Source organism: Bradyrhizobium sp. AZCC 1721, assembly GCF_036924715.1.
GTDB lineage: Bacteria > Pseudomonadota > Alphaproteobacteria > Rhizobiales > Xanthobacteraceae > Bradyrhizobium.
Window position 1 is genome coordinate 16,958 of the sequence record NZ_JAZHSB010000001.1, and the last position, 21,222, is coordinate 38,179.

The 21,222-nt window shown below is 63.8% G+C and carries 18 protein-coding genes; 8 read left to right on the forward strand and 10 right to left on the reverse strand.

Annotated features, from left to right (window positions below):
* The first annotated feature begins 52 nt into the window (after positions 1 to 52).
* A complete protein-coding gene (locus V1273_RS00080) occupies positions 53 to 283 on the forward strand; it encodes a hypothetical protein (RefSeq protein WP_083754615.1) in 231 nt (76 codons plus the stop codon).
* Between the two features lie 226 nt (positions 284 to 509).
* Complete coding sequence (locus V1273_RS00085) at positions 510 to 2,576, forward strand: OmpA family protein (RefSeq protein ID WP_334408326.1); 2,067 nt, start codon at positions 510 to 512, stop codon at positions 2,574 to 2,576.
* Between the two features lie 56 nt (positions 2,577 to 2,632).
* On the opposite strand, the gene V1273_RS00090 is transcribed toward V1273_RS00085, so the two are convergent.
* Complete coding sequence (locus tag V1273_RS00090; RefSeq protein ID WP_334408327.1) at positions 2,633 to 3,589, reverse strand: homocysteine S-methyltransferase family protein; 957 nt, start codon at positions 3,587 to 3,589, stop codon at positions 2,633 to 2,635.
* Positions 3,590 to 3,791: 202 nt separating this feature from the next.
* Between V1273_RS00090 and V1273_RS00095 the strand changes: the two genes are divergently transcribed.
* The gene (locus V1273_RS00095) at positions 3,792 to 4,427 is read left to right on the forward strand and encodes a TetR/AcrR family transcriptional regulator (protein ID WP_334408328.1); all 636 of its coding nucleotides are present in this window, start codon (positions 3,792 to 3,794) and stop codon (positions 4,425 to 4,427) included.
* 128 nt (positions 4,428 to 4,555) lie between these two features.
* Here the strand turns inward: V1273_RS00095 and V1273_RS00100 are convergent, their stop codons facing one another.
* The 7 genes from V1273_RS00100 to V1273_RS00130 all read right to left on the reverse strand — a co-directional run bounded on the left by V1273_RS00100 (position 4,556) and on the right by V1273_RS00130 (position 12,726).
* Entirely contained in the window at positions 4,556 to 6,310 is a 1,755-nt protein-coding gene (locus V1273_RS00100; protein ID WP_334408329.1) for an alkaline phosphatase, read from the reverse strand.
* Positions 6,311 to 6,577: 267 nt separating this feature from the next.
* A complete protein-coding gene (argG, locus tag V1273_RS00105) occupies positions 6,578 to 7,915 on the reverse strand; it encodes an argininosuccinate synthase (RefSeq protein ID WP_334379746.1) in 1,338 nt (445 codons plus the stop codon).
* A 211-nt stretch (positions 7,916 to 8,126) separates the two neighbouring features.
* On the reverse strand, positions 8,127 to 8,888 hold the full coding sequence (locus tag V1273_RS00110) for a phosphatase PAP2 family protein (protein ID WP_334365659.1): 762 nt from the start codon (positions 8,886 to 8,888) through the stop codon (positions 8,127 to 8,129).
* 271 nt (positions 8,889 to 9,159) lie between these two features.
* The gene (locus V1273_RS00115) at positions 9,160 to 9,651 is read right to left on the reverse strand and encodes a hypothetical protein (RefSeq protein WP_334379744.1); all 492 of its coding nucleotides are present in this window, start codon (positions 9,649 to 9,651) and stop codon (positions 9,160 to 9,162) included.
* A gap of 29 nt (positions 9,652 to 9,680) precedes the next feature.
* A complete protein-coding gene (rlmN, locus tag V1273_RS00120) occupies positions 9,681 to 10,907 on the reverse strand; it encodes a 23S rRNA (adenine(2503)-C(2))-methyltransferase RlmN (RefSeq protein ID WP_334408331.1) in 1,227 nt (408 codons plus the stop codon).
* 184 nt (positions 10,908 to 11,091) lie between these two features.
* Positions 11,092 to 11,721 carry an invasion associated locus B family protein gene (locus tag V1273_RS00125; RefSeq protein ID WP_334408332.1) on the reverse strand — a complete coding sequence of 210 codons (630 nt, stop codon included), beginning with the start codon at positions 11,719 to 11,721 and terminating at the stop codon, positions 11,092 to 11,094.
* A 165-nt stretch (positions 11,722 to 11,886) separates the two neighbouring features.
* Complete coding sequence (locus V1273_RS00130; protein ID WP_334408333.1) at positions 11,887 to 12,726, reverse strand: SDR family oxidoreductase; 840 nt, start codon at positions 12,724 to 12,726, stop codon at positions 11,887 to 11,889.
* 112 nt (positions 12,727 to 12,838) lie between these two features.
* Between V1273_RS00130 and V1273_RS00135 the strand changes: the two genes are divergently transcribed.
* The 3 genes from V1273_RS00135 to V1273_RS00145 all read left to right on the forward strand — a co-directional run bounded on the left by V1273_RS00135 (position 12,839) and on the right by V1273_RS00145 (position 16,576).
* A complete protein-coding gene (locus V1273_RS00135; protein ID WP_334379741.1) occupies positions 12,839 to 13,813 on the forward strand; it encodes an NADPH:quinone oxidoreductase family protein in 975 nt (324 codons plus the stop codon).
* A gap of 155 nt (positions 13,814 to 13,968) precedes the next feature.
* Positions 13,969 to 15,267: a hypothetical protein gene (locus tag V1273_RS00140; RefSeq protein WP_334408334.1), complete on the forward strand. Its 1,299-nt coding sequence runs from the start codon at positions 13,969 to 13,971 to the stop codon at positions 15,265 to 15,267.
* Positions 15,268 to 15,412: 145 nt separating this feature from the next.
* On the forward strand, positions 15,413 to 16,576 hold the full coding sequence (locus V1273_RS00145; protein ID WP_334365665.1) for a TAXI family TRAP transporter solute-binding subunit: 1,164 nt from the start codon (positions 15,413 to 15,415) through the stop codon (positions 16,574 to 16,576).
* 211 nt (positions 16,577 to 16,787) lie between these two features.
* On the opposite strand, the gene V1273_RS00150 is transcribed toward V1273_RS00145, so the two are convergent.
* The gene (locus V1273_RS00150; RefSeq protein WP_334365666.1) at positions 16,788 to 17,174 is read right to left on the reverse strand and encodes a YkvA family protein; all 387 of its coding nucleotides are present in this window, start codon (positions 17,172 to 17,174) and stop codon (positions 16,788 to 16,790) included.
* A gap of 105 nt (positions 17,175 to 17,279) precedes the next feature.
* Positions 17,280 to 17,588, reverse strand: coding sequence for a 4a-hydroxytetrahydrobiopterin dehydratase (locus tag V1273_RS00155; protein ID WP_334369081.1), 309 nt, complete (start codon positions 17,586 to 17,588; stop codon positions 17,280 to 17,282).
* A gap of 242 nt (positions 17,589 to 17,830) precedes the next feature.
* On the opposite strand from V1273_RS00155, the gene V1273_RS00160 reads away from it, so the two are divergent.
* Together V1273_RS00160 and V1273_RS00165 are read left to right on the forward strand one after the other, a co-directional pair.
* Entirely contained in the window at positions 17,831 to 19,261 is a 1,431-nt protein-coding gene (locus tag V1273_RS00160) for a TAXI family TRAP transporter solute-binding subunit (protein WP_334408335.1), read from the forward strand.
* A gap of 89 nt (positions 19,262 to 19,350) precedes the next feature.
* A complete protein-coding gene (locus tag V1273_RS00165) occupies positions 19,351 to 20,925 on the forward strand; it encodes an alkaline phosphatase D family protein (RefSeq protein WP_334408336.1) in 1,575 nt (524 codons plus the stop codon).
* Positions 20,926 to 21,222 lie beyond the last annotated feature (297 nt).

Genomic DNA, 21,222 nt, shown 5'->3' on the forward strand with positions numbered 1-21,222 from the left:
TGACGCCCGCGTCGCCGTTATCGCTCCCGGAACTTGTAGTCCGGGAGATCTGATGCCGATTGAACCGCCGGAAGTACCGCCGGCGACACCGGGACAACCGACGGAGCCGCCGCGCGAGGAGCCACCGGGCCGTCCTCGTCCGGAGGTGCCGCCACCGGTGCATGAACCGGGCCGGCCGCCCCAGCCGCGGGAATTGCCGGGCGAGATGCCAGACGAGCTACCAGTGCGGGGGCCGAATGGCCCGCGAACACCTAACCCAGCCACCGATCCGGGGACCGAATGATACAAACTTTGAAACAAACTTTGAAAGCACCGTCTGAACGCGCAATGAACGAGGGGCCATGCAACCCTTTGCTTTCATGAAATAAAAAGCTACGGGCGATTTGTAAGCCGCCATAATCCGGCCTAATGATTAGCTGCTGATCGACCAACTGATACGTCAACACGGCACTTCCGTTACTGCCGGGCCTTTTCCACTGCCAGGCCTTTTCCGGGGACCAAAGGACATCATGACAAACCTTCGCATCGTGCTGCTTGCCACAACTGCCCTGTCGGTAACGCAGCTAGCGAGCTCCGCATCGCATGCGCAGACCGCTCCGCTTGTCCTGGCGCAAGCCAAGGAAGAGGATGGCAAAGCCAAGGGGCAGCAGCCGCCGCCGAAGGGAGCGCCGCCACCGGCGGCCGCCCCCACTCGACCGGCGCCTACTCCGCCGCCTCCGGCCGCGGCGCCGCCTCCACGTCCGGCGCCTGCCCCACCGCCGCCGGCGGCTGCCCCACCGCCACGCCAGGCACCGACGCCCCCACCACCGGCGGCTGCACCGCCGCCACGTCCAACACCGGCGCCGCCTCCTCCGGCAGCCGCACCGCCGCGTCCAACACCGCCTCCGCCGCCGCCTCCTGCGGCCGCGCCTGCGCGTCCGACTCCGACACCGCCACCTCCCGCGGCGGCGCCCGCGCGTCCGACTCCACCGCCGCCTCCGCCACCGGCGGCAGCTCCCACTGCGCCGAAGCAGCCGGCAGCGCCGACGCCTACGCCTACGCCGCCTCCCGCTCAGAAGGGGACGCCGTCTCCCGTGCCGCCCCCGCCTTCCGGTGCAAGGCAACCGCCGGCGCCGACTGCCACGCCGGCTCCAGCCGCGTCGCCGACGACCGCTCCATCGCCCGGCACGGCCGCACCGCCGGCGCGTCCCGGCGCGCCGCCCGCGACGCCACCAGCCGCGGGTACTCCGACGACACCACCGGCTGCGGGCGCTCCGACGACCGCGCCAACGACACCGCAGGGACGCCCCGGCACACCGCCTCCAGCCGCGGGTGCGCCAACGCCGGCGCCAACACCACCGACGGGCCGCCCCGGCGCGCCGGCTCCCGGCGCCCCCGCTGGAACGGCGCCGGCCGCGACACCCGCGCCGACGGCACCCCCGGCTGCTGGAACTCCGGCGGCTCCGGGCACCACGACCGCTCCCGCGGCGCCAACCGCCGTGCCCGGTGCCCCGGCCGCCACGCCGCCGGCAGGCCGGGTCCAGAACGCGCCGCCAACGGTCGCGCCGGCCTTCCAGCGTGCGCCGCAGGTCACGGCACCACTGCCGGCGCCTCCTCCGACCCAAGAGGGGCTCAGGGTGATCGCCCCGGGCACTCGGCCTGCAGGGCCGCAGCGCCTCGACGACTTCCGCGGCCAGCGTCGCGAAGTTCAGGAAGGCGGCCGTACGGTCATCACCGAACCCGGCCGGATCATCGTTCGCGATCCCGGCGGACAGGCCTATGTCCGTCACAACGAGGTCGAGCGCTTCCGCTATGGCGCACGCGACATCCAGACCCAGACCGTCGGCGGCGAGACCCGTACTGTCGTCATCAGACCCGATGGCAGCCAGGTCATCACCGTGATGGGCCGCGACGGCCAGTTGCTGCGGCGTATCCGCCGCGACGAGCGCGGCCGCGAGATCATCATCATCGACAACAGCTACCGCGATCCACGGGCGACCGGCGGCTTCTTCGTCGCGCTGCCGCCGCCGACGATACGCATCCCGTATAACCGCTACATCGTCGATGCCGAGGAGGCGGAGCCGGAGGTGATCTACGACACCTTGATGGCGCCGCCGGTGGAACGGATCGAACGGCGTTATTCGCTGGACGAAATCCGTTACAGCCCGACAGTGCGCCAGCGCATGCCGAGCATCGACGTCAACACCATCAACTTCGAAACCGGATCGTGGGAAATCCCGCCCGATCAGGCGGCGAAACTGCAGGTGATCGCCGACGGCCTCAACCGCGCAATCCAGCAAAATCCGCGCGCGGTATTCCTGATCGAGGGCCACACCGACGCGGTCGGCAACGACGTCGACAATCTGTCGCTGTCGGACCGCCGTGCCGAATCGGCGGCCACCTTGCTGACGCAGCAGTTCAACGTGCCGGCGGAAAACCTGACATCGCAGGGCTATGGCGAGCAGTACCTGAAGGAGCAGACCGACGGGCCGAGCCCGATCAACCGGCGCGTCACCATCCGCAACATCACGCCGCTGCTCACTGGCGGTCAGGCGTCGTTGCCGCCGCCCCCGCCCGGCACCGCGCCGCCGCGCTGAGCTGGCGGTCGATTAAAATGAAAATGGCCGGGAACAATCCCGGCCATTTTTTTGGATCACGCGCTGAGGGCCCGCGGTGGCACGCACGCCTCGCAAATGGCGGCGGCGTGCCGGTGATCGGTGCCGCAGCAGCCGCCAAGAATGCGCATCGTCGGAAACGCGTTCCTGAGCGCAACATAACGCCGCCCGAGATCGGCCGGGTCGCCCGCATCGAGCGTTTCGGATTCGTCGAGTTCGACATGGCTCTTTGTCGAGGCGTTGGCCCTGATGCCATGGATACGTTCGGTCCAGGCTTCGCCCGCCTTCAACGCGTCTTCGAAATGCGTGGGGTGCGCACAGTTGATCAGGAAGTATTCGGGCGCACCATCGGTCTCGCGATCCACGGTCTCGATCGCCTCACGCAACGCTTCTCCTTTCACCAGGCGGCCATTGGTCTCCACAGTGAACGAGATGGCCGCCGGTATCCCTTGCGACCGCGCGGCGCGCGCGATGCCGATCGCTTCATTGATGCTGGTAAGGGTATAGGCGGTGACCATGTCGGCGCCGCCTTCGACGAAGGCCGCAATCTGCGCCCGATGATAGGCCTCGGCTTCGTCAGCCTGCATGTTGCCTGCCTTGTAGCCGTCGCCGCGCGGGCCGATGGCGCCGCTGATGACGCAGGGTGCGCCTGGCCGCTCCCAGCCACTGCGCAGCTCCTCGAGGAATGCAATCGAACGGACATTGATCCCAGCGAGCGCGGATGCATCATAGCCGAGCTTGGTGCCCCAATCCGGATTGGCGCGCCATGTCGGGCTGTCGAGCACGAAGCCAACCCCATGCTCGCGCGCGACCGCGAGATAGGCGGCATAATACTGCTTCAGCTTTTCCCGCCCTTCGGCGCTATCCAGCAGCACAAAGGCAGCGAAATGCGGCAGCTCCACGCCTTCGTGGAAGATCAGCGTGGTTTCCATGCCGCCATCGGTGAGGAAAACGCCACCGCGGCGCTGCGGCAGGGCGTGTCGGTATTTGGCCATTTCAACATCTCCGCGAATTAGAGGACCTCGATACGTCTCTCGCGCATCGGCCAGGTCCGGCGATGTTGGTGCCTCATAGTGTCGCGGCCGGCTAGGCGGCTCGTGGTGCGGATGAACCTTGAGCTGCAAAATGATACGAAATCAAATGGTTGCCGGCAGGGCGCGAAGCTCCTGCGGCTTTCGGCCGTGGAGAAACCGTACCATGAGTGCAGTTTTGGAGATCCCGAAGGGCAAGGGCGAAGCCACCCGCGAGCGCATTCTCGAGATCGCGGAGGCGGCCGTGCTCGCCAAGGGATTCGGCGCGACCTCGATCGAGGAAGTGATCGCCGAGGCCGGCCTCACCAAGAGCGGCTTCTTCTACCACTTCAAGGACAAGAACGCGCTCGCCCGCGAAATGGTCCGGCGATATGTCGCAACCAATGATCGCCTGTTCGACGAAATCTTCGGGCGCGGCCAACAGCTATCGGACGATCCGCTGCAGGCGTTCCTGATTTCACTGAAGCTGCTTGCGGAAACGATGGCCGATCTGCCGAACGGACATCCCGGCTGCCTGATCGCCAGCATCTGCTATCAGGAACGGCTGTTCGACCGTGAGATACGCGATCTCACCGCGCAGTCCGTGCGGGACTGGAATGCGCGCTTCCGCACGATCCTCGACGGCATCGCGGAGGTCTATCCTCCGAGAGAGCCGGTCGACCTCGACGATGTCGCCGACATGCTGTCCTGCATCGTCGACGGCGCCATCATCATGTCCAAGACGCTGAACGATCCCGGCCGTCTCGAACGGCAGATCATGATCTTTCGAAGCTGCGTCAAACTGATGTTTGCACCAAACTAGGCCGTCGCCCCGGCGAACGCCGGGGCCCATAACCACAAATGGCGGTTGTTGAGAGAAAGCCATCGACCAGTGGTTCAACAATATCCGCCGCGGAGTATGGGTCCCGACTTTCGCCGGGACGACAGGGACTACCGTCCCGCCGCGGCAAGGCCGAGCGCGTCCGCCATCACGCGAAAGACTTCGGTATTGTCCATCGAGCCCCGCACCCGTTGGCTGCCAGGCCCAGCCGCGGTCAGGATGACGTCCTCGCCGGAATGCACGCTCGCGCCGACCATCGCCGGCAGGTTGCCCGGCCGCAGCACCGCGCCGGGAACGTCCTTGTATTTTTCATTGGCCTTGAAGGTTGCGGGATCGTCGCCCTTCACGGTCGGCTGGTTCGGATCGTCGAGCTTGGGACGGAAGGTCTCGTAGTGGTCGGGAAGGCTGGCCGAGAAGATGGCAAGCCGCCGGCTGACGTCGACGCGCGACGGATAGCCGTCCGCATCAGGCGCCGGATAGTTGGGGAAGCCGGCCTTGTCATAGACGCCGACGCGCTCGCGGAACGGCACGTTCGGCGTCGTGCTCATATCGTCATTGATGGTGCCGACCAGGCTGTTGGGATGGCTGTGGTCCGCCACGACCAGGATCAGGGTGTCGTCCCCGCGCTTGTTGGCCCAGTCACGGGCAAGGCGCACGGCGTTGTCGAGCATGATGGTGTCATAGACCGCGCGCTCCATGTCGAGCAGATGGGCGTATTTGTCGATCATTCCGGATTCCACCATCAGAAAGAAGCCGGCTTCGTTTCTCGACAGCACGTTCAAGGCGGCCTGAACCTGCTCGGTCAGGTCCGGCTGCTCGGGAAACTTCTTCACGCCGCCACCCTTGAGGAATTTGCGGTCGAGCGCGCCGTCCATGTTTCCGGAGGCAAACAGGCCGAGCAGCCGGCGCGTCTCGGGCTCTGCCGAGAGCGCGTTGAGCTCGCTTGCGGTGGTCGCCACGGGATAGCCGGCCTCGCGGAAGCGCGCGATGTAATCGACATCGTCCTTGCGCTTTCCGGACGCAGCCTTTGGCAGGAAATTGGCGCTACCGCCGCCCAAGAGCACGTCGGGCTTGGCCGCGAAAAACTGCTCGACAATAGGATCATACTCGGCACGGCGACGGGTATGGGCCACCATCGCCGCCGGCGTTGCATCCTCGATTTCGGTGTTGCTGACGATGCCGATGCTCAAATTGAGCCGGCGCTTGGCGAGGCTTGCGATAGTCTCGACCTTGGGATCGTCGAGCGGGTCCCTGGTGCGGTCGGCATAGACGCCCATTGCATTGACGGCGCTCTTGTGGCCGGTTGCGTAAGCACTAGCCGAATTTGCGGAGTCGGTGATGATCGAATCGGAACCCGCGGTCGCCACCAGCGCCATATGCGGCATGTCGTCCATCGCAAGCTTGCCGAGGCTTTTCCCTTCAGCGATGCCCTTGGAAAGCAACCGCGCCCCGACGCGATGGGATAGCGACATGCCGTCGCCGATGAACAGGATGACGTTCTTCGCCCTGCGCGGGCCGGTGTCGTAAACGGTCCATGTCACCTTGCGGCTGCGCGTGCCGTCTCCGGCTTCAACAACGACAGGGCCGGGCGCGGTCACCGCGACGTCGCGGAGCATCAGCGCCGACTGGTCCTTGCCGTCCTCACGCTCGACGAACGTTCCGGCGCGGCCGAAGGCAACGGCATAGTCCTGACCGTTGACCGTCACCTTCAGCTTGGCCGGATCGACCTTGTCGGGAAATTCGACCTTGAAGTCGAACTGCGCACCGGAAAGGATTTCGGCGCGGTCGATGGGATAAATCGTCTGGGCATCGGCCGCCGATGCCGAAAGCAGGAGGCCGAGGGCGATGGTGACAGGCTTGATCATGATCGAGGCTCCGGTCGGACACGCGGAACGGGCAGCGTGCGCGGCTGTTCCCGCGAGAATTCAGGCGGGTAAAATCTATCTGTCCCGGATGACGTATCCATAACGGCGACCAACCCGCGTGGCTCTCGTGCCCCGGACGCAGCGCAGCACGCAGTGCTGCGCTGCTGAGCCGGGGCCCAAAAAGTGCGTATCGGTTGTGTGGTCTTGGGTCCCGGCTTTGCGCCGCACCGCTAACGCGCTGCGTCGCGTCCGGGACACGAGAATTTCTCAGCCTTTATCGCTCTCGAGCTTGAATATCTCCGAGCCTTCGCTGCCGGACAGCAAGCCCGTGTCCGAATAAAGCTTCAGCTTGGCGCGGGTATCGGCGATGTCGAGGTTGCGCATGGTGAGCTGGCCGATGCGGTCCGCCGGCGAGAACGCGGCGTCCTCGACCTTCTCCATGCTCAGCCGCTCCGGCTGATAGGTCAGGTTCGGGCTCTCGGTGTTCAGGATCGAGTAGTCGTTGCCACGGCGCAGTTCGAGCGTGACCTCGCCGGTGACCGCGCGCGCCACCCAACGCTGGGCGGTTTCGCGCAGCATGAGGGCCTGGGAATCGAACCACCGCCCCTGGTACAGCAGTCGGCCAAGGCGCATGCCGCTGATCCGGTACTGCTCGATGGTGTCTTCGTTGTGAATGCCGGTGACCAGGCGTTCGTAGGCGATGTGCAGCAGCGCCATGCCGGGCGCTTCGTAGATGCCGCGGCTCTTGGCCTCGATGATCCGGTTCTCGATCTGGTCGCTCATGCCAAGGCCATGCCGGCCGCCGATGGCGTTGGCCTCGAGGAACAAGGCGACCGGATCGGTGAATGTCTGGCCGTTCAGCGCGACGGGCTGGCCCTCCTCAAAACGCACGGTGACCTGTTCGGGCTTGACGGCGCAGTCGTCGCGCCAGAACGGCACGCCCATGATCGGATTGACGATCTTGATGCCGCTGTCGAGACGTTCGAGATCCTTGGCCTCGTGGGTGGCGCCGAGGATATTGCTGTCGGTCGAGTACGCCTTTTCGGCGCTCATCTTGTAGGCGAATCCGTTGGCGGTCATGAATGCCGACATTTCCGCGCGCCCGCCCAATTCGTCGATGAACTGCTGGTCGAGCCAGGGCTTGTAGATCCGCAAGTTCGGATTGGTCAGCAGGCCGTAGCGGTAGAACCGCTCGATATCGTTGCCCTTGAAGGTGGAGCCGTCGCCCCAGATGTTGACGCCGTCCTCCTTCATCGCCGAGACCAGCATCGTGCCGGTCACCGCGCGCCCGAGCGGCGTGGTGTTGAAGTATGCGATGCCGCCGGTAGAGACGTGGAAGGCGCCCGATTGGATGGCGGCAATACCTTCGTGGACCAGTTGCGTGCGGCAATCCACCAGCCGGGCTTTTTCGCCGCCGAACTCCAGCGCTTTACGCGGAATCTCGTCGTAGTCGGCCTCGTCAGGCTGGCCGAGATTCGCGGTATAGGCAAAAACGCGCGCGCCCTTTTGCTTCATCCAGAGCAGCGCCGCGCTGGTGTCGAGACCGCCCGAGAAAGCGATGCCGACTTTTTCCCCCTTGGGCAGGCTTTTCAGGATCGTACTCATCGAGCTTCCAATCGGTCGAAATGGCGCATGTCGTTATAGCGTTTTCGAGCGAAGTGGATACCGGTTCGCGTGAAGAAAACGCGTCAAAACAATAATTTAGAGTTTCGGTTCTGATTCAATCAGAACCGAAACTCTGGCGGCTTGAGGCGGCGAATAACAAATTTCGCCGCAATGGGCACGCGTTTAATGGCGCCTGGCTGCTGAGGACGGACTATCCTGCCTCGCGCCCGCGCCAGCGCTGCCACAGGCGGTAGCCGGGCCAGCCCCAGCGCGCCAGCGCGGCTTCGATTTGCGCATCGGTGAGCCTGGTCGACGGCCAGCGGTAGATCCAGGCATAGGCCAGCCAGATCACGAAAAAGCTGACGAGACCGGCGGCTGCGACATCGGTGAAGAAATGTCCGCCGAACGCCATCCGTAGCACGCTGGTCGCGATACCGAACAGGGTCGCCGCCGTATAGGCCAACGGCCGCCACGGCGGCGGCGTCAGCGCCGCGGGCGCGTAGGTCCAGAATGCGGTGGCGCCCTCGCCCGAGAAGAACGAGCAATTACGCCCGCAGGCCCCGCGCGGATCCCACCACGGCACGAATTCCCAGGGACCGTTGAACTCCGTCACCACCACCGGCCTTGGCCGTCCCCAATGGCTCTTGAAGGTCAGATTGGTCAGCACGACCGCGGAGAGCAGGATGGTGACCAGGAGGAACACTGCCGCGCGTCCCGGAACCAGCATCGGCCGATCCGGCCGCAGCAGCTTCGCGACAATGGCGATCAGGGCAGGCAGCGCCAGCGCCCAGGCGATCCACATCGCGGCATCGCGCGCGAAAGCGTAAAGCCCGTTCTGTTTCGATGGAAACGAGGTGCTCGCGGGATCGTAGAACAATGCCGCCAGCTTCAGGTCGAGTTCGGGAAAGATTCCAAACAGCAGTCCGAAAACGAGCGACAGGCCCAATGCGATGACAAGTCCGGTCCGGTTCATGGCGCGGGGTTTAGCCGAGGCGATTGGGGATGAAAAGGCCCGTCATTGCGAGCCACCCGGTCGGCGCGAGGCGCCGCCGGATGACAGGCTCCGCGAAGCAATCCATTTTCTCATTCGCGGACAGAATGGATTGCTTCCGCCTTCGCGCAAAGCGCTTCGGCGGACTCCCGGCCCTGCGAAGCTTGCGCAGCAAGCGGAGAAGGGTCGTCGCTGTCGCTCCCTTGCGCAAACGCTTCGCGTTTGTCGCTGGCAATGACGGCCGTACTCTGCATCATGACAGCGGCCGTGACTGCGATGGCAGCGGCGGCGGCGGCTTTATCGGGGGCGGCGGTTCGCGCCAGGCGCCGGCGGTGCGGCCTGCGATCAACCAGTAGACGAGGCCGGCGACGATGCCTGCACCGGTCATGATTTCGAGATGACGGCGCACGATACCATCAAAAGTCAACGTCTCGGGGTCGAAGGGAACGAGGCCGAGATAGCAGGCCGCGCCAACAATCCCGCCGCCGACCGCGTAAGCGAGCACGCTGCGGATGTAGAACGCTTCGGTGATGAGCACGACCACCAGCGCAGGCAGCAGCGCAAAGCCGGACAGGAAGATGAAGCCGAAGCCGAGCACGACATTCAGCGCGCCCTGGTCGATCGGTCCGCCGCCGAGATCGCTGAATTCGGGATACAGCACCGCGCCGACCACGATCATTCCCGCCACGAAGCAGGCGGCGAGGAAGGCGAACAGGATGACGAAGAAGCGGCCGACTAGTGCCATGGTTCATGCACCGTCATTGCGAGGATCGCTCAATCCGTCATCGCCATGGCGCGGAGCGCCTGGCGCTCGCGCGCGGACAGTTTTTCGGTCTCCGACTTCAACTGACCGCAGGCGGCGAGGATATCGCGGCCGCGCGGCGTGCGGACCGGCGAGGAATAGCCGGCGTTGAAGATGTATTCGGAGAATTTTTCGATCTGCTCCCAGTCCGAGCACTCGTAGCGCGAGCCCGGCCACGGGTTGAACGGGATCAGGTTGATCTTGGCCGGAATGCCCTTGAGCAGCTTGACCAGCAGCTTGGCGTCGTCGAGCGAATCGTTGACGCCCTTGAGCATCACATATTCGAAGGTGATGCGCCGCGCATTCGACGAGCCCGGGTAGTCGCGGCAGGCCTGCAGCAGTTCGGCAATCGGATATTTTCGGTTCAGCGGCACCAGCTCGTTGCGCAATTCGTCGCGCACGGCATGCAGCGAGATCGCGAGCATGACGCCGATCTCCTCGCCGGTGCGGATGATGTTGGGCACCACGCCTGAGGTCGACAGCGTAATGCGCCGGCGGGAAATGCCGATGCCTTCATTGTCGGCTGTGATCAGCAGCGCATCGCGCACCGCGTCGAAATTATAGAGCGGCTCGCCCATGCCCATCATGACGATATTGGTGACGAGGCGACTGCCGGTCGGCGTCTCGCGATCGGCCCAGTCGTTGAGGCGGTCGCGCGCCACCATGATCTGGCCGACGATTTCGCCCGCGGTGAGGTTGCGCACCAGCCGTTGCGTGCCGGTATGGCAGAACGAGCAATTCAGCGTACAGCCGACCTGCGAGGAAACGCAGAGCGTGCCGCGATCGGTTTCGGGGATGTAGACGCACTCGACTTCATGCGCCTTCTGGAACGCGTCGCCGCTTGGCAGGCGCAACAGCCATTTGCGGGTGCCGTCGTTGGAAATCTGCTCGGCCACCACTTCGGGACGATCGACGGTAAAATGCTGCTCGAGCTGCGCGCGCATGTCCTTGGAGACGCTGGTCATCTCCGCAAAGGATTTGGCGCCGCGAAAGTACATCCAGTGCCAGAGCTGTTGCGTGCGCATCTTGCGCTGCGCAGGCGCAACGCCGATCTCGCCGAGCCGGTCGGCGATCTCGGCGCGCGACAGCCCGATCAGCGAGGGCTTTGCCGGCGGCACATAGGTTTCGAGTGGAACCTTCTCCAGCGGCGCCACGGGAGCTATCGGCGTGGATTTCGTCTCTGTCGAAACTGCGGTCATCGTATTTCTGTTCTGGAGAGGTTTCTCCCTCATCCTGAGGAGCGCGTCTTCGCCTCGTCTCGAAGGATGAGAGCCGGACCTCTTGGTTCGAGACGGCGCAAGCGCCTCCTCACCATGAGGGGAGACACGTTCAAATAGGCCTTCCAGGGCCCCTAAACAACGCCATTCTGGGCTTAAATGCCGTCTAGCGCTTGCAATCCTGCGCCAGCCGGTCGAGCGCCTGGGACAGCCCCTTGAGCGAGAAGACGTCCGTGGTCTCGGTCCCCTTGGCAGAGACGCCCTTGATGGTGACCTCGGCAGACTTGCGCATGGCCGCGACCATTTGCTCTTCCTCCGCGGCGTTCTTGATCCAGAGCCCATCGCCCTGGGTATACATCGCATAGGACGCGCCGCCGACCTCGAGCGAGGATTCCGAGCCCGGCTTCAGCGCGTAGCCGATCATGATCGAAACTTCGTTGACGACTTTTTCAGCCGGACGCGTCGAGACGAAAGCGTAGGCGGGATCGCGCGGGCGGTTCGGCGGGTTGGTCTTCGACGACGACGGCTTCGCCAACGCGAAGCAAACCTTCTTGCCATTCGGCGCCGCGGTGTAGGCGCCCCAGGTCCCGTACTGACCGATCAAGGTAGGTTCCGCGCCGCCCGCGGCAGCAGCCGCTGCCGGTTCCGGCTTCTTTGCCGCTGGTGCAGGTGCAGGTGCCGCCTTGCCTGAGTCCTTGGCGCCCTTCGCAGCAGGGCTCGGTGTTTGCGCGAGGGCTGTCGTCCCGCACAACGCCGCAATCGCAACCAGAAATGCCAGTATTCGCAACACGGACAACTGGTTCCCTCATTATTGTGACTGGAAGATGGCCCGCGGGCGCATCGCGCCGCCGGGGATGGATAGCCGGGAAATGCTTTTTTGGGAAGGCAGTTACGGTGTTACTCACCGCCGTGGCGACGCTTCGTCCCTGATACCTTCGAATTCAGAGCGCGGGTCTCGACTTCAATCCCTGGAACGGCGCTCGCGCTGCTTCTGCCACTGCGCATCGGTCCATTGCAGCAGATCCTCGGCGCCGGAACTGCGCAAATGCGCGCCGCCATCCTGCACCACCATCTCGCCATTGATGTAACCGGCCTGGTCGGAAATCAGAAAGCTCGCGAGATTCGCAAGTTCGCCATGCTCGCCGGCGCGGCCAAGCGGATTGCGTTGCGCCCAGCTTTCATCGCGACCTTCAGGACGGCGCTGACCCGACGCGCCGGGCGTCGGAAACGCGCCGGGCGCGATCGCAACCGTGCGCACACCCTTCGGTCCCCATTCCACCGCAAGGCTTTTGGTCATCGCCAGCACGGCGGATTTCGCCATCGCCGAGGGTACCGTGAAAGCGCGGCCGGTAATCGTCGAGGTCGACAGTATGCTCAGCACCACGCCCTCGTGCTTGCTGTCGATCCAGCGCCTGCCCGCGGCGAGGGTGCAGTACATCGTGCCGTGCAGCGTCGGCGCCAGGATCGCATCCGCCGCGCGGAACGAAAGATGTTCGGTCTGTGCGATGAAGGTCGCGGCAGCATTGTTGACCAGCACGTCGAGCGGCGCCTCCCGCCAGATCTGGTCCATCATTACATCGACGGCCGCGCCGTCGCGGATATCGCATCGGACTGCAGTAACCTTGCCGCCGAGTTCACCACGCATCTGCGCGGCAGTCGCCTCCAGCAATTCGAGCCGTCGGCCGCAGATGACGAGCTCTGCGCCAAGCTCGACGAAGCGGCGTCCCATCGCCGCTCCAAGCCCCGAGCCGCCACCGGTGACCAGTATCGGTTTTCCGGCCAACAGGTTGTTTTCAAACATCGTTTGAATCCCTTCACCCGCGCGAGTCATGCGTCCGAATCGGATTGTAGCCTGGCTTCAAATCCGGCATGAAGCAGTCAGCTCATCGTTGGTCCGAAAATCAGGTGTGTCCATGAAAGCCATTCTCTGCTCGCAATATTGCCAACCGGACGATCTCGTGCTGGCCGACGTGCCCGATCCGGTGGCCGAACCGGGACAGGCCGTGATCGCGATCAAGGCCGCGGCGCTGAATTTCTTCGACATCCTGATGATCCAGGGCAAGTACCAGATCAAGCCGCCGTTCCCGTTTTCGCCGGCCGCCGAAGTTGCCGGCGTGATCGAAAGCGTCGGCGCCGGCGTGACCGACCTGAAGGTCGGTGACCGCGTGGTGGCGTCCTGCGGCCACAACGGCGCGCGCGAAAAGATCGCGCTGCCGGCAAGCTCGATCGTGAAGATCCCCGACAATCTGGATTTTGACCGCGCCGCCGGGATCATCATCATCTACGGCACGGCACTGCACGCCCTGGAAGATCGTGCCAGCCCGAAGCCCGGCGAGACGCTTGCCGTGCTGGGCGCTGCCGGCGGCACCGGCCTTGCGGCCTGCGAGCTCGGCAAGCTGATGGGCCTGAAGGTGATCGCCTGCGCGTCGTCGGACGAGAAGCTGGAATTTGCCAAGGCGCACGGCGCCGAGCTGACGCTGAACTACAGCAAGGAAGATTTGAAAGAGGGCTTGCGTCGGCTCACCGGGGGCAAGGGCGTCGACATCATCTTCGATCCGGTCGGCGGCCCTTACGCCGAAGCCGCCCTGCGCTCGATCGCCTGGGAAGGCCGCTTCCTGGTGATCGGCTTCGCGGCGGGCGACATTCCGAAGATGCCGCTCAACCTCGCGCTGCTCAAGGGCTGCGATATCCGCGGCGTGTTCTGGGGCGCGTGGACCAGGGTCAATCCCGAGAAGAACCGCGCCAACCTGGAAAAGCTCGTGAAGTGGACGGCGGAAGGCAAGATTTCCTCGCATGTCGACCGCACCTTTCCGCTGGCACAAACCGCCGAAGCGCTGAAGGTGCTTGCCGGCCGCAAAGCTATGGGCAAGGTGATCCTGCATCCCTGAGGTGCGGGATCATCTGTCGAACTTAGTCGCCCACTCGGAAGAAGAGAGGAAGAAGAGGGAGAGCGGTCCGTGCGATGCAAGGACTAGCGACGCACATTTTTTCGCGTCTGCGGCATGAATTTCATCTCACCGATATAGTTTCTCGGTAACAATGCGTGTTTTCAAACGGCAGGATGTCGCTTGTTTGCCTCAATCATACCAAAATATCTCCTCATTCACACCCGCCGCCGCCGTTTTTTGAGCCCAATCCGTGTGCGATTTTAACCATCAGTCAAGGGGCTCCTGTACGTCAACAAAAGCAAGAAGTAGGTGCAGGGGAACGCCCGTCGTTGCGTTCAGTAGTGGGGAGCATCATCATGGCGGAGAACGCCAAGCCGATCCAGGCGAGAGATCCGTTCGACAGATTCGACGAAGCCATCAGCGATCCTCGGTTGTACGAGGCCGATCAGCCTCGGTACGAGCAGCTTCGATACGAGCAACCCCGATACGAACAGCCTCAGTACGAACAGCCCCGATATGAGCAGCCTCAATACGAGCAGCCGCAGTACGCTCAGTCTTTTGCGCCATCGTTTGAGCGGACAGATGTGTTGCCGGAGGAGCTCCCGCCACACGAGCCGGTGCCGCTTTTCCTCTCCAACTACGAGGAAGAGTCACATCAGCAGCTTTCCGAATATACGTTCGGCAGCGGAAGGTTCGGCAGCGGCGGCCTGAAGAAGGCGCGCGCCGGGCGCATCGTAACCGGCGTCGTGATCGTGTCGGCGATAGCGGCCGTTCTCGCGCTGTTTTCGATCGATTCGACCCGGGCCGTCATCTTCAACGCCTCGCTCGGCGGTGGTGGCGGCAGCGCGCCGCCAGCCGCCCAACTCGCCGCAGCGGTGCCGGAGCCCGCACCGCCGCAGCGCGTTGCGGCGCCGCCACTGGCCGCCGAGCCATCCGGTGCGGAGATGGCAGCCGCTCGCCGCTCGCCGCCCACCGCGCTGGCATCCGCATCGCCCACGCGCGACGAAATTGCCGCCGCCTATCAGAGCGCACTCAAGGGCAAGGTCGCGGTGCCGGAGCCGGTGGCGCGCGAAGCAGCCAACGACGTCGTCGCTGCGATCAATCCGGCGGCCCCGGTTGCTGCGGCCGCACCGGCGGCACATGAGCCCGCGCGCGAGGCGGCTCCGGCACGTCGCATCGATCCGGACGAACTTGCGGCGTTGCTAAAGCGAGCGAAGGGCCTGCTCGCGATCGGCGACATTACTTCCGCCCGTCTGTTGCTTGAGCGCGCGGCGGACGCGCAGGAGGCGGAGGCGGCATTGATGCTGGCCGGAACGTATGATCCGCAAGTGCTGGGCAGCCAGGATTTGCGGAGCGTCACGCCCGATCCGGCAGCGGCGCGGCTCTGGTACCAGAAGGCCGCCCAGCTCGGGTCGCCTGATGCGAAGCGGCGGCTCGGCCAGTTGCAGAACTAGAGCATGATCCGGAAAAGTGGGAACCGGTTTTCCGAAAGAATCATGCTCAAATCAAAGACATAGAGCGAGATGACGATTCGAAAAAAGTCATGTCGCTCTACGCAATTACTCAAGAAAATTACTCAAGACCAGCGCAGAGGAACCCATGCGGCACTTAATGGGAATGGCATTGCTTGCCATCACGGTGGCATGCAGCAATACGGCGGCCAAGGCCGCTGAGACGGAATACGATCCGGCCAAAGTCAGCGAAAGCCTGAAGGCCATTTTCCAGTTCGGTTCGGTCGCCACCAAGCAGGCGCTGAACGCCAACACAGTTACGCTGATCTCAGGAACAATCGGCGGCACCTATGTGCAGTTCGGTGCCGACCTCGCTTCCGTGCTCGACGACGGAAACAAGTTGCGCGTACTTCCGATCGTCGGGCGCGGCTCCGTGCAGAGTGTGGCCGACATCCTGTTCCTGCAGGGCGTCGACCTCGGCATCGTGCGCGCCGACACGCTCGACTATCTCGAGAAGAAGGGCTTTGCGAAGGACATCAAGAAGCAATTTACCTATGTGACGAAGCTCTACAACGAGGAGATGTACGTCCTCGCGTCGAAGTCGGTGACCAACATCAGCCAGCTCAACGGCAAGAAGGTCAGCGTCGACCTTCCCAATGGCGGCACCTTCGTAACCGCCGCGATCGTGTTCGAACGGCTCGGCATCAAACCGAATTTCCTCTATCTCGAGCAGCGCATCGCGATGGAGAGAATGCGGGCTGGCGAGATCGACGCCGTGATTGCCGTCGGCGGCAAACCGTACAAGTCCGTCGCGGCATTCAAGGACGACCGCTTCCATCTGGTTCCGGTCGACTATTCGCGGCCACTGCAGGGCGACTACTTGCCGGCCACCCTGACCTCGAAGGACTATCCCAACCTGATCGCCGAAGGCGCGAAGGTCGATACCATTGCGGTGCCTGCGGTGCTCGCAGCCTACAACTGGGCACCCAACACCGAGCGCTACCGCAAGCTGGCCCAGTTCGTGGACGCGTTCTTCACGAAGTTCCCGACATTCCAGAACCCGCCGTTCCACCCGAAGTGGAAGGAGGTCTCGCTGTCGGCGCCGCTCCCTGATTGGCAGCGTCTGCCGGTTGCCGAGCAATGGCTCAAGACTCACAATGTCGAGGCCGTGTCACGCGCCAGGTTCGATGAGTTCCTGAAGCAGAGCCCGACGACGGCGGCCAGCGTCAAGACCGACGCGGACAAGGAAGCGCTCTTCAAGCAGTTCCAGGCGTGGGAAGCGGAGCGAGGCGCCAGGGCGCAGACCCGCTAGAGCGTTTTCCAGCGGAGTGGACACCGGTTCGCGTTAAGAAAACGCGTCAAAACAAAAACCTAGAGCCCGGTTCTGATACAATCAGAACCGGGCTCTAGGCGTCTTCCGGCGGAAGCCGGCGTCGGATTTGGTCCGGGACGGCTGCCGGTTCATCAAGGCCAGAAAATCAAAAGCCCGTTCCGATTCAAGCGGAGCGGGCTTTTGGCATCCGCTATTCCGTCGCTTCATCAGCGTCGATCCCGCGCTTCAGCGCAGCGCGGGCGGCATCGCGATGCTCCTGCGTGATGTGACTTGCGACCAAGCGGATGGCGGTGGCAAGCACAGCCGCATCGTCGGTGAATCCGAGCAGCGGCATCACGTCCGGCATGAAATCGAGCGGCAGGATGAAATAGGCGACGGCGCCGATCAGCGCAGCCTGTACGTGACGCGGCGTCTCTTTGTCGAATGCACAATAGTACGCCGCGAGCAGATCCTCGGCGAACGGAAGCTGCGCCATCACCCGCTTGAACTTGATCCAGAAGCGCCGGCGCACGCTCTCGCGGTCCTGCGCCAGCCGATCGGCCGGCTCAAAACCCGCGGAGTGATCGGACGATGCCATCGCGGCGCTCCCCTTGCATCCGGCGCGGCAGATCGCCGCGGCCAACATGTACAAATGAAGAATTGGGGATGTCCGCCCCACCTCGCAAGATCGCGAGAGGTGACCTCAGGCGACGCCCAATTGCCCGGCGATGGCGTTCATGGCCTTGGCCAGATCGATATCGCGCCTGGTGACGCCGCCGGCGTCATGGGTCGCCAGCACCACTTCCACCGTCTTGTAGACGTTCTTCCATTCCGGGTGGTGGTCGGTCTTTTCGGCCACGAGGGCGGCGCGGGACATGAAACCGAACGCCTCGTTGAAGTCCCTGAAAGTGAAGGTGCGGGTAATCGCCTCGCGGCCGGCCGTTTCCGACCAGCCGGTCAGTTCCGCCAGCGCCGATTTTCGCGCTTCTGCCGACAGCCGTTCCGCCATGATCGCCTCCGCGCTTGAATCAGCCTGTTACCTAACACCCAGGCCTAACACCCAAGCCTAACACCCAAGGCCGCTTCGGGGATCCCCCATGCCCAAAATAGGCATGCAGGGCGCGTCCAATGGCGGTCCCGGACGCCGGTAACCATAACAGAGATGTAACAAAGGTTCCGCGGGAAAATTTGCTAGAATGTTAAGCGAAGCGTGCCGGCTGCGTGAAAATTCCACCCTCAAACCTACGGGGATTGATGACCGACGGCCCCCATTCTGCGGAAACGCCGGCCGCCCCCTCGCCCCGCTCTGCGAAACGACGGCTGACATTCGTGACGCTGGCCGGCGTACTGGCCGTCGTCGGGGCGCTGGCGGCCGGCTATTACTTTGCGATGCGGCCGGTGACGCTGCGGATCGCGGTTGGCCCCGCCAACAGCGACGATCTCAAGGTGGTTCAGAACCTGGCGCAGGCCTTCAATAATCCTCGAAACAGCCAGGTCCGGCTGCGTCCGGTGCAAACCGACGGCGCGCTCGCGAGCGCCAATCTGCTCGGCGAAGGCAAAGCTGATCTCGCCATCATCCGCGGCGACCTCGATGTGCCGAAGAACGCGCAGGCCGTGGCAACGCTGCGCAAGAACGTCGCGGTGTTATGGGTGCCGTCGGCCGGCAAGGCCAAGGCTGCGAGGGGCAGGAAGGCCGCGCCCGAAATCAAGAACATTACGCAACTCGCCGGCCGTCGCATCGGCGTGGTCGGCCGCACCCAGGCCAATGTCAATTTGCTCAAGGTGATCCTGCGGCAATACGGCGTCGATCCCGGCAAGGTCGAGATCGTTCAGTTTCCGGCCAACGAGGCCGCGGAAGCCATTCGCAGCCAGAAAGCGGATGCCTATCTCGCGGCCGGCCCGGTCAACAGCAAAATCACTTCGGACGCGATCGCGGCTTCGACGCGCGACGGCGGCACGCCGAAATTCCTGGCGATCGATTCGGCGGAGGCGATTGCGCAGAACCACCCCGCCTACGAGGCTTCCGAAATTCCCGCTGGGACCTTTGGCGGCGCGCCGGACAAGCCCGAGGCAGAGGTCAAGACCATCAGTTTCGCGCATCACATCGTGGCGCGCAGAGGCATTTCGGAAGCGACCATCGCCGCCTTTACCCGCCAACTATTCGCCATCCGGCAAAACCTGAAGAACGAATTTCCGCTCGCCGCAAAGATCGAGACGCCCGACACCGACAAGGACGCCACGATTCCCGTGCATCCCGGCGCCGCCGCCTTTGTCGACGGCGAGGAAAAAACCTTTCTCGACCGTTACAGCGATTACATCTGGTGGACGTTGATGGCGATGTCGGCGATGGGCTCCGCCGGCGCGTGGTTTGCGGGCTACCTCAAGAAGGACGAGCGCAACGTCAACGTCTCGCAGCGCGACCGGCTTCTCGACATGCTCAGCGCCGCTCGCCAGTGCGATTCGATGGACGAGCTCGACCAGATGCAGGCGGAAGCGGACGACATCTTGCGCCACACGCTGCTGTGCTACGAACACGGCACGATCGAGGAAGGCACGTTGACCGCTTTCAACATCTCGATCGAGCAATTCCACAACGCGGTCGCCGACCGCAAGGCGCTGTTGCTGAGCATGCCGCAAAACCTGCAACGCGCCAGCGCGCAGTTCCGCGCGGCCGGCAATGCCTGATCTGCCAACCCGGTAATCGGGCTGTCATCAATTCTTTCTAGGTCTGACGGTGCTACGCTGCACCCGCGCCAGATCCGAAAGAGGCCCGCATGAGGTTCAGGATTTCCCGCTACCGCCTTCCTGGAATTTCGCGGCGTCGTTTCCTCGCCACCGCCGGAGCAGGCGCCATCGGCGTCATTGCAACGCCTTATCTCAGCCGCGCCGCGGACCGGCCCGTGGTCACCTCCGGCGTGCAGTCGGGCGATGTCGGCGCTGACGGCGGCGTGGTATGGGCGCGCGCCGACCGGCCCTCGCAAATGCTGGTCGAGGTCGCGACGAATGAATCCTTTGCCAGCGCACGGGCTTTGCCGCCGATCGCAACGCTGCCCGAAAGCGACTTTGCCGCAAAAATGCTGCTGGAGAATCTTCCAGCCGGACAGGAGATCTTCTATCGCATCCGGTTTCGCGACCTCGCCCATACCGGCATCGAAAGCGAGCCGGTGGTCGGGCGGTTTCGCACCGCACCTGGCGACCGCCGTAACGTCAGTTTCGTTTGGGGCGGCGACGTTGCCGGACAGGGCTGGGGCATCAACCCGGATGACGGCGGCATGCTCACCTTCGCCACCATGCGCAAGCATCGCCCGGATTTCCTGCTGCACTCGGGCGACACCATCTATGCCGACGGCCCGATCAAGAGCGAGGTGACGCTTCCCGACGGCAAGGTCTGGAAGAACGTGACGACCCCCGAGAAAGCAAAGGTCGCCGAAACGCTCGACGAATTTCGCGCCGCGCACAAGTACAACTTCATGGACGAGCATCTGCGCGCGTTCAATGCCGAGGTACCGGTCTTCGTGCAGTGGGACGACCACGAGGTCGTCAACAACTGGTCGTCGTCCAAGGAACTGCCTGCCGCCTACAAGGAGCGCAACCTCGCCCTGCTCGCGGCCCGCTCAGCACGCGCCTTCCACGAGATGTATCCGATCCGCGCGAACATCACGGAGCCGGGACGGCTCTACCGTACGCTCCGTTATGGCCCGCATCTCGACGTGTTCATGCTGGACGAGCGCAGCTATCGCGGACCGAATGGCTCGAACCAGGAGACCGCTTACGGGCCGGAAAGCTTTTTCCTCGGGCCGGCGCAACTCGCGTGGCTGAAACGGGAACTGTTGAACTCGCACGCCACCTGGAAGGTGATCGCATCCGACATGCCGCTCAGCATCATCGTCTATGACGACGCGCGCAACAGAAAAGGCTCGGAAGCCGTTGCACAAAGCGACGGCCCGCCGCGCGGCCGGGAGCTGGAGATCGCCGATCTCCTGCGCTTCATCAAGACGTCGGGCGTGGTCAACACCGTGTGGCTGACCGCGGATGTGCACTACGCGGCCGCGCATTATTACAATCCCGACAAGGCGCAGTTTCAAGAATTCGATCCCTTCTGGGAGTTCGTCGCCGGGCCGCTGCACGCCGGCACCTTCGGCCCGAACGACCTCGACAACACGTTCGGACCCGAGGTGAAGTTCATCAAGGCGCCGGGACCCGGCAAACAGAATTTGCCGCCGTCCGCCGGAATGCAGTTTTTCGGCCATGTCAGGATCGACGGCGGCAGCGGACAGATGACGGTGACCTTGCGCGACCGCGCCGATGTTGCGCTGTGGTCGACGACACTCGATCCCAAGCCGGTCTAAATCGAGCATGACGAGCAAGTCTCGACCATGGGATCGCTGCGGAACCGGTCCAGCCACTGCAAAGAGGCGGCCAAAGCCCAGTTTGACCAAGTTTTGCGCAGTTTATCCCACCCCCGAAACGGGCAGTCGAGCCCGGCGCCATACCCAAAATCGGCTAACCAAATGCCAAACGAACCATTGTTTTTTGGCGTTTTCTGAATATATTGCGCCGCAACGCGTAAGGTGTGCCCGGTCCTTTTGGCCGGGCTTCCTTTTTGGGGCAGGTTTGAGCCATGGCCCCGTTCGCATCCCAGGTTT

Bases quoted from the DNA above. Each gene is read 5' to 3' on its own strand.
- V1273_RS00080 (WP_083754615.1), top strand. From the start codon at position 53: ATGCCGATTGAACCGCCGGAAGTACCGCCGGCGACACCGGGACAACCG.
- V1273_RS00085 (WP_334408326.1), top strand. From the start codon at position 510: ATGACAAACCTTCGCATCGTGCTGCTTGCCACAACTGCCCTGTCGGTA.
- V1273_RS00090 (WP_334408327.1), bottom strand. From the start codon at position 3,589: ATGGCCAAATACCGACACGCCCTGCCGCAGCGCCGCGGTGGCGTTTTC.
- V1273_RS00095 (WP_334408328.1), top strand. From the start codon at position 3,792: ATGAGTGCAGTTTTGGAGATCCCGAAGGGCAAGGGCGAAGCCACCCGC.
- V1273_RS00100 (WP_334408329.1), bottom strand. From the start codon at position 6,310: ATGATCAAGCCTGTCACCATCGCCCTCGGCCTCCTGCTTTCGGCATCG.
- argG (WP_334379746.1), bottom strand. From the start codon at position 7,915: ATGAGTACGATCCTGAAAAGCCTGCCCAAGGGGGAAAAAGTCGGCATC.
- V1273_RS00110 (WP_334365659.1), bottom strand. From the start codon at position 8,888: ATGAACCGGACCGGACTTGTCATCGCATTGGGCCTGTCGCTCGTTTTC.
- V1273_RS00115 (WP_334379744.1), bottom strand. From the start codon at position 9,651: ATGGCACTAGTCGGCCGCTTCTTCGTCATCCTGTTCGCCTTCCTCGCC.
- rlmN (WP_334408331.1), bottom strand. From the start codon at position 10,907: ATGACCGCAGTTTCGACAGAGACGAAATCCACGCCGATAGCTCCCGTG.
- V1273_RS00130 (WP_334408333.1), bottom strand. From the start codon at position 12,726: ATGTTTGAAAACAACCTGTTGGCCGGAAAACCGATACTGGTCACCGGT.
- V1273_RS00135 (WP_334379741.1), top strand. From the start codon at position 12,839: ATGAAAGCCATTCTCTGCTCGCAATATTGCCAACCGGACGATCTCGTG.
- V1273_RS00145 (WP_334365665.1), top strand. From the start codon at position 15,413: ATGCGGCACTTAATGGGAATGGCATTGCTTGCCATCACGGTGGCATGC.
- V1273_RS00150 (WP_334365666.1), bottom strand. From the start codon at position 17,174: ATGGCATCGTCCGATCACTCCGCGGGTTTTGAGCCGGCCGATCGGCTG.
- V1273_RS00160 (WP_334408335.1), top strand. From the start codon at position 17,831: ATGACCGACGGCCCCCATTCTGCGGAAACGCCGGCCGCCCCCTCGCCC.
- V1273_RS00165 (WP_334408336.1), top strand. From the start codon at position 19,351: ATGAGGTTCAGGATTTCCCGCTACCGCCTTCCTGGAATTTCGCGGCGT.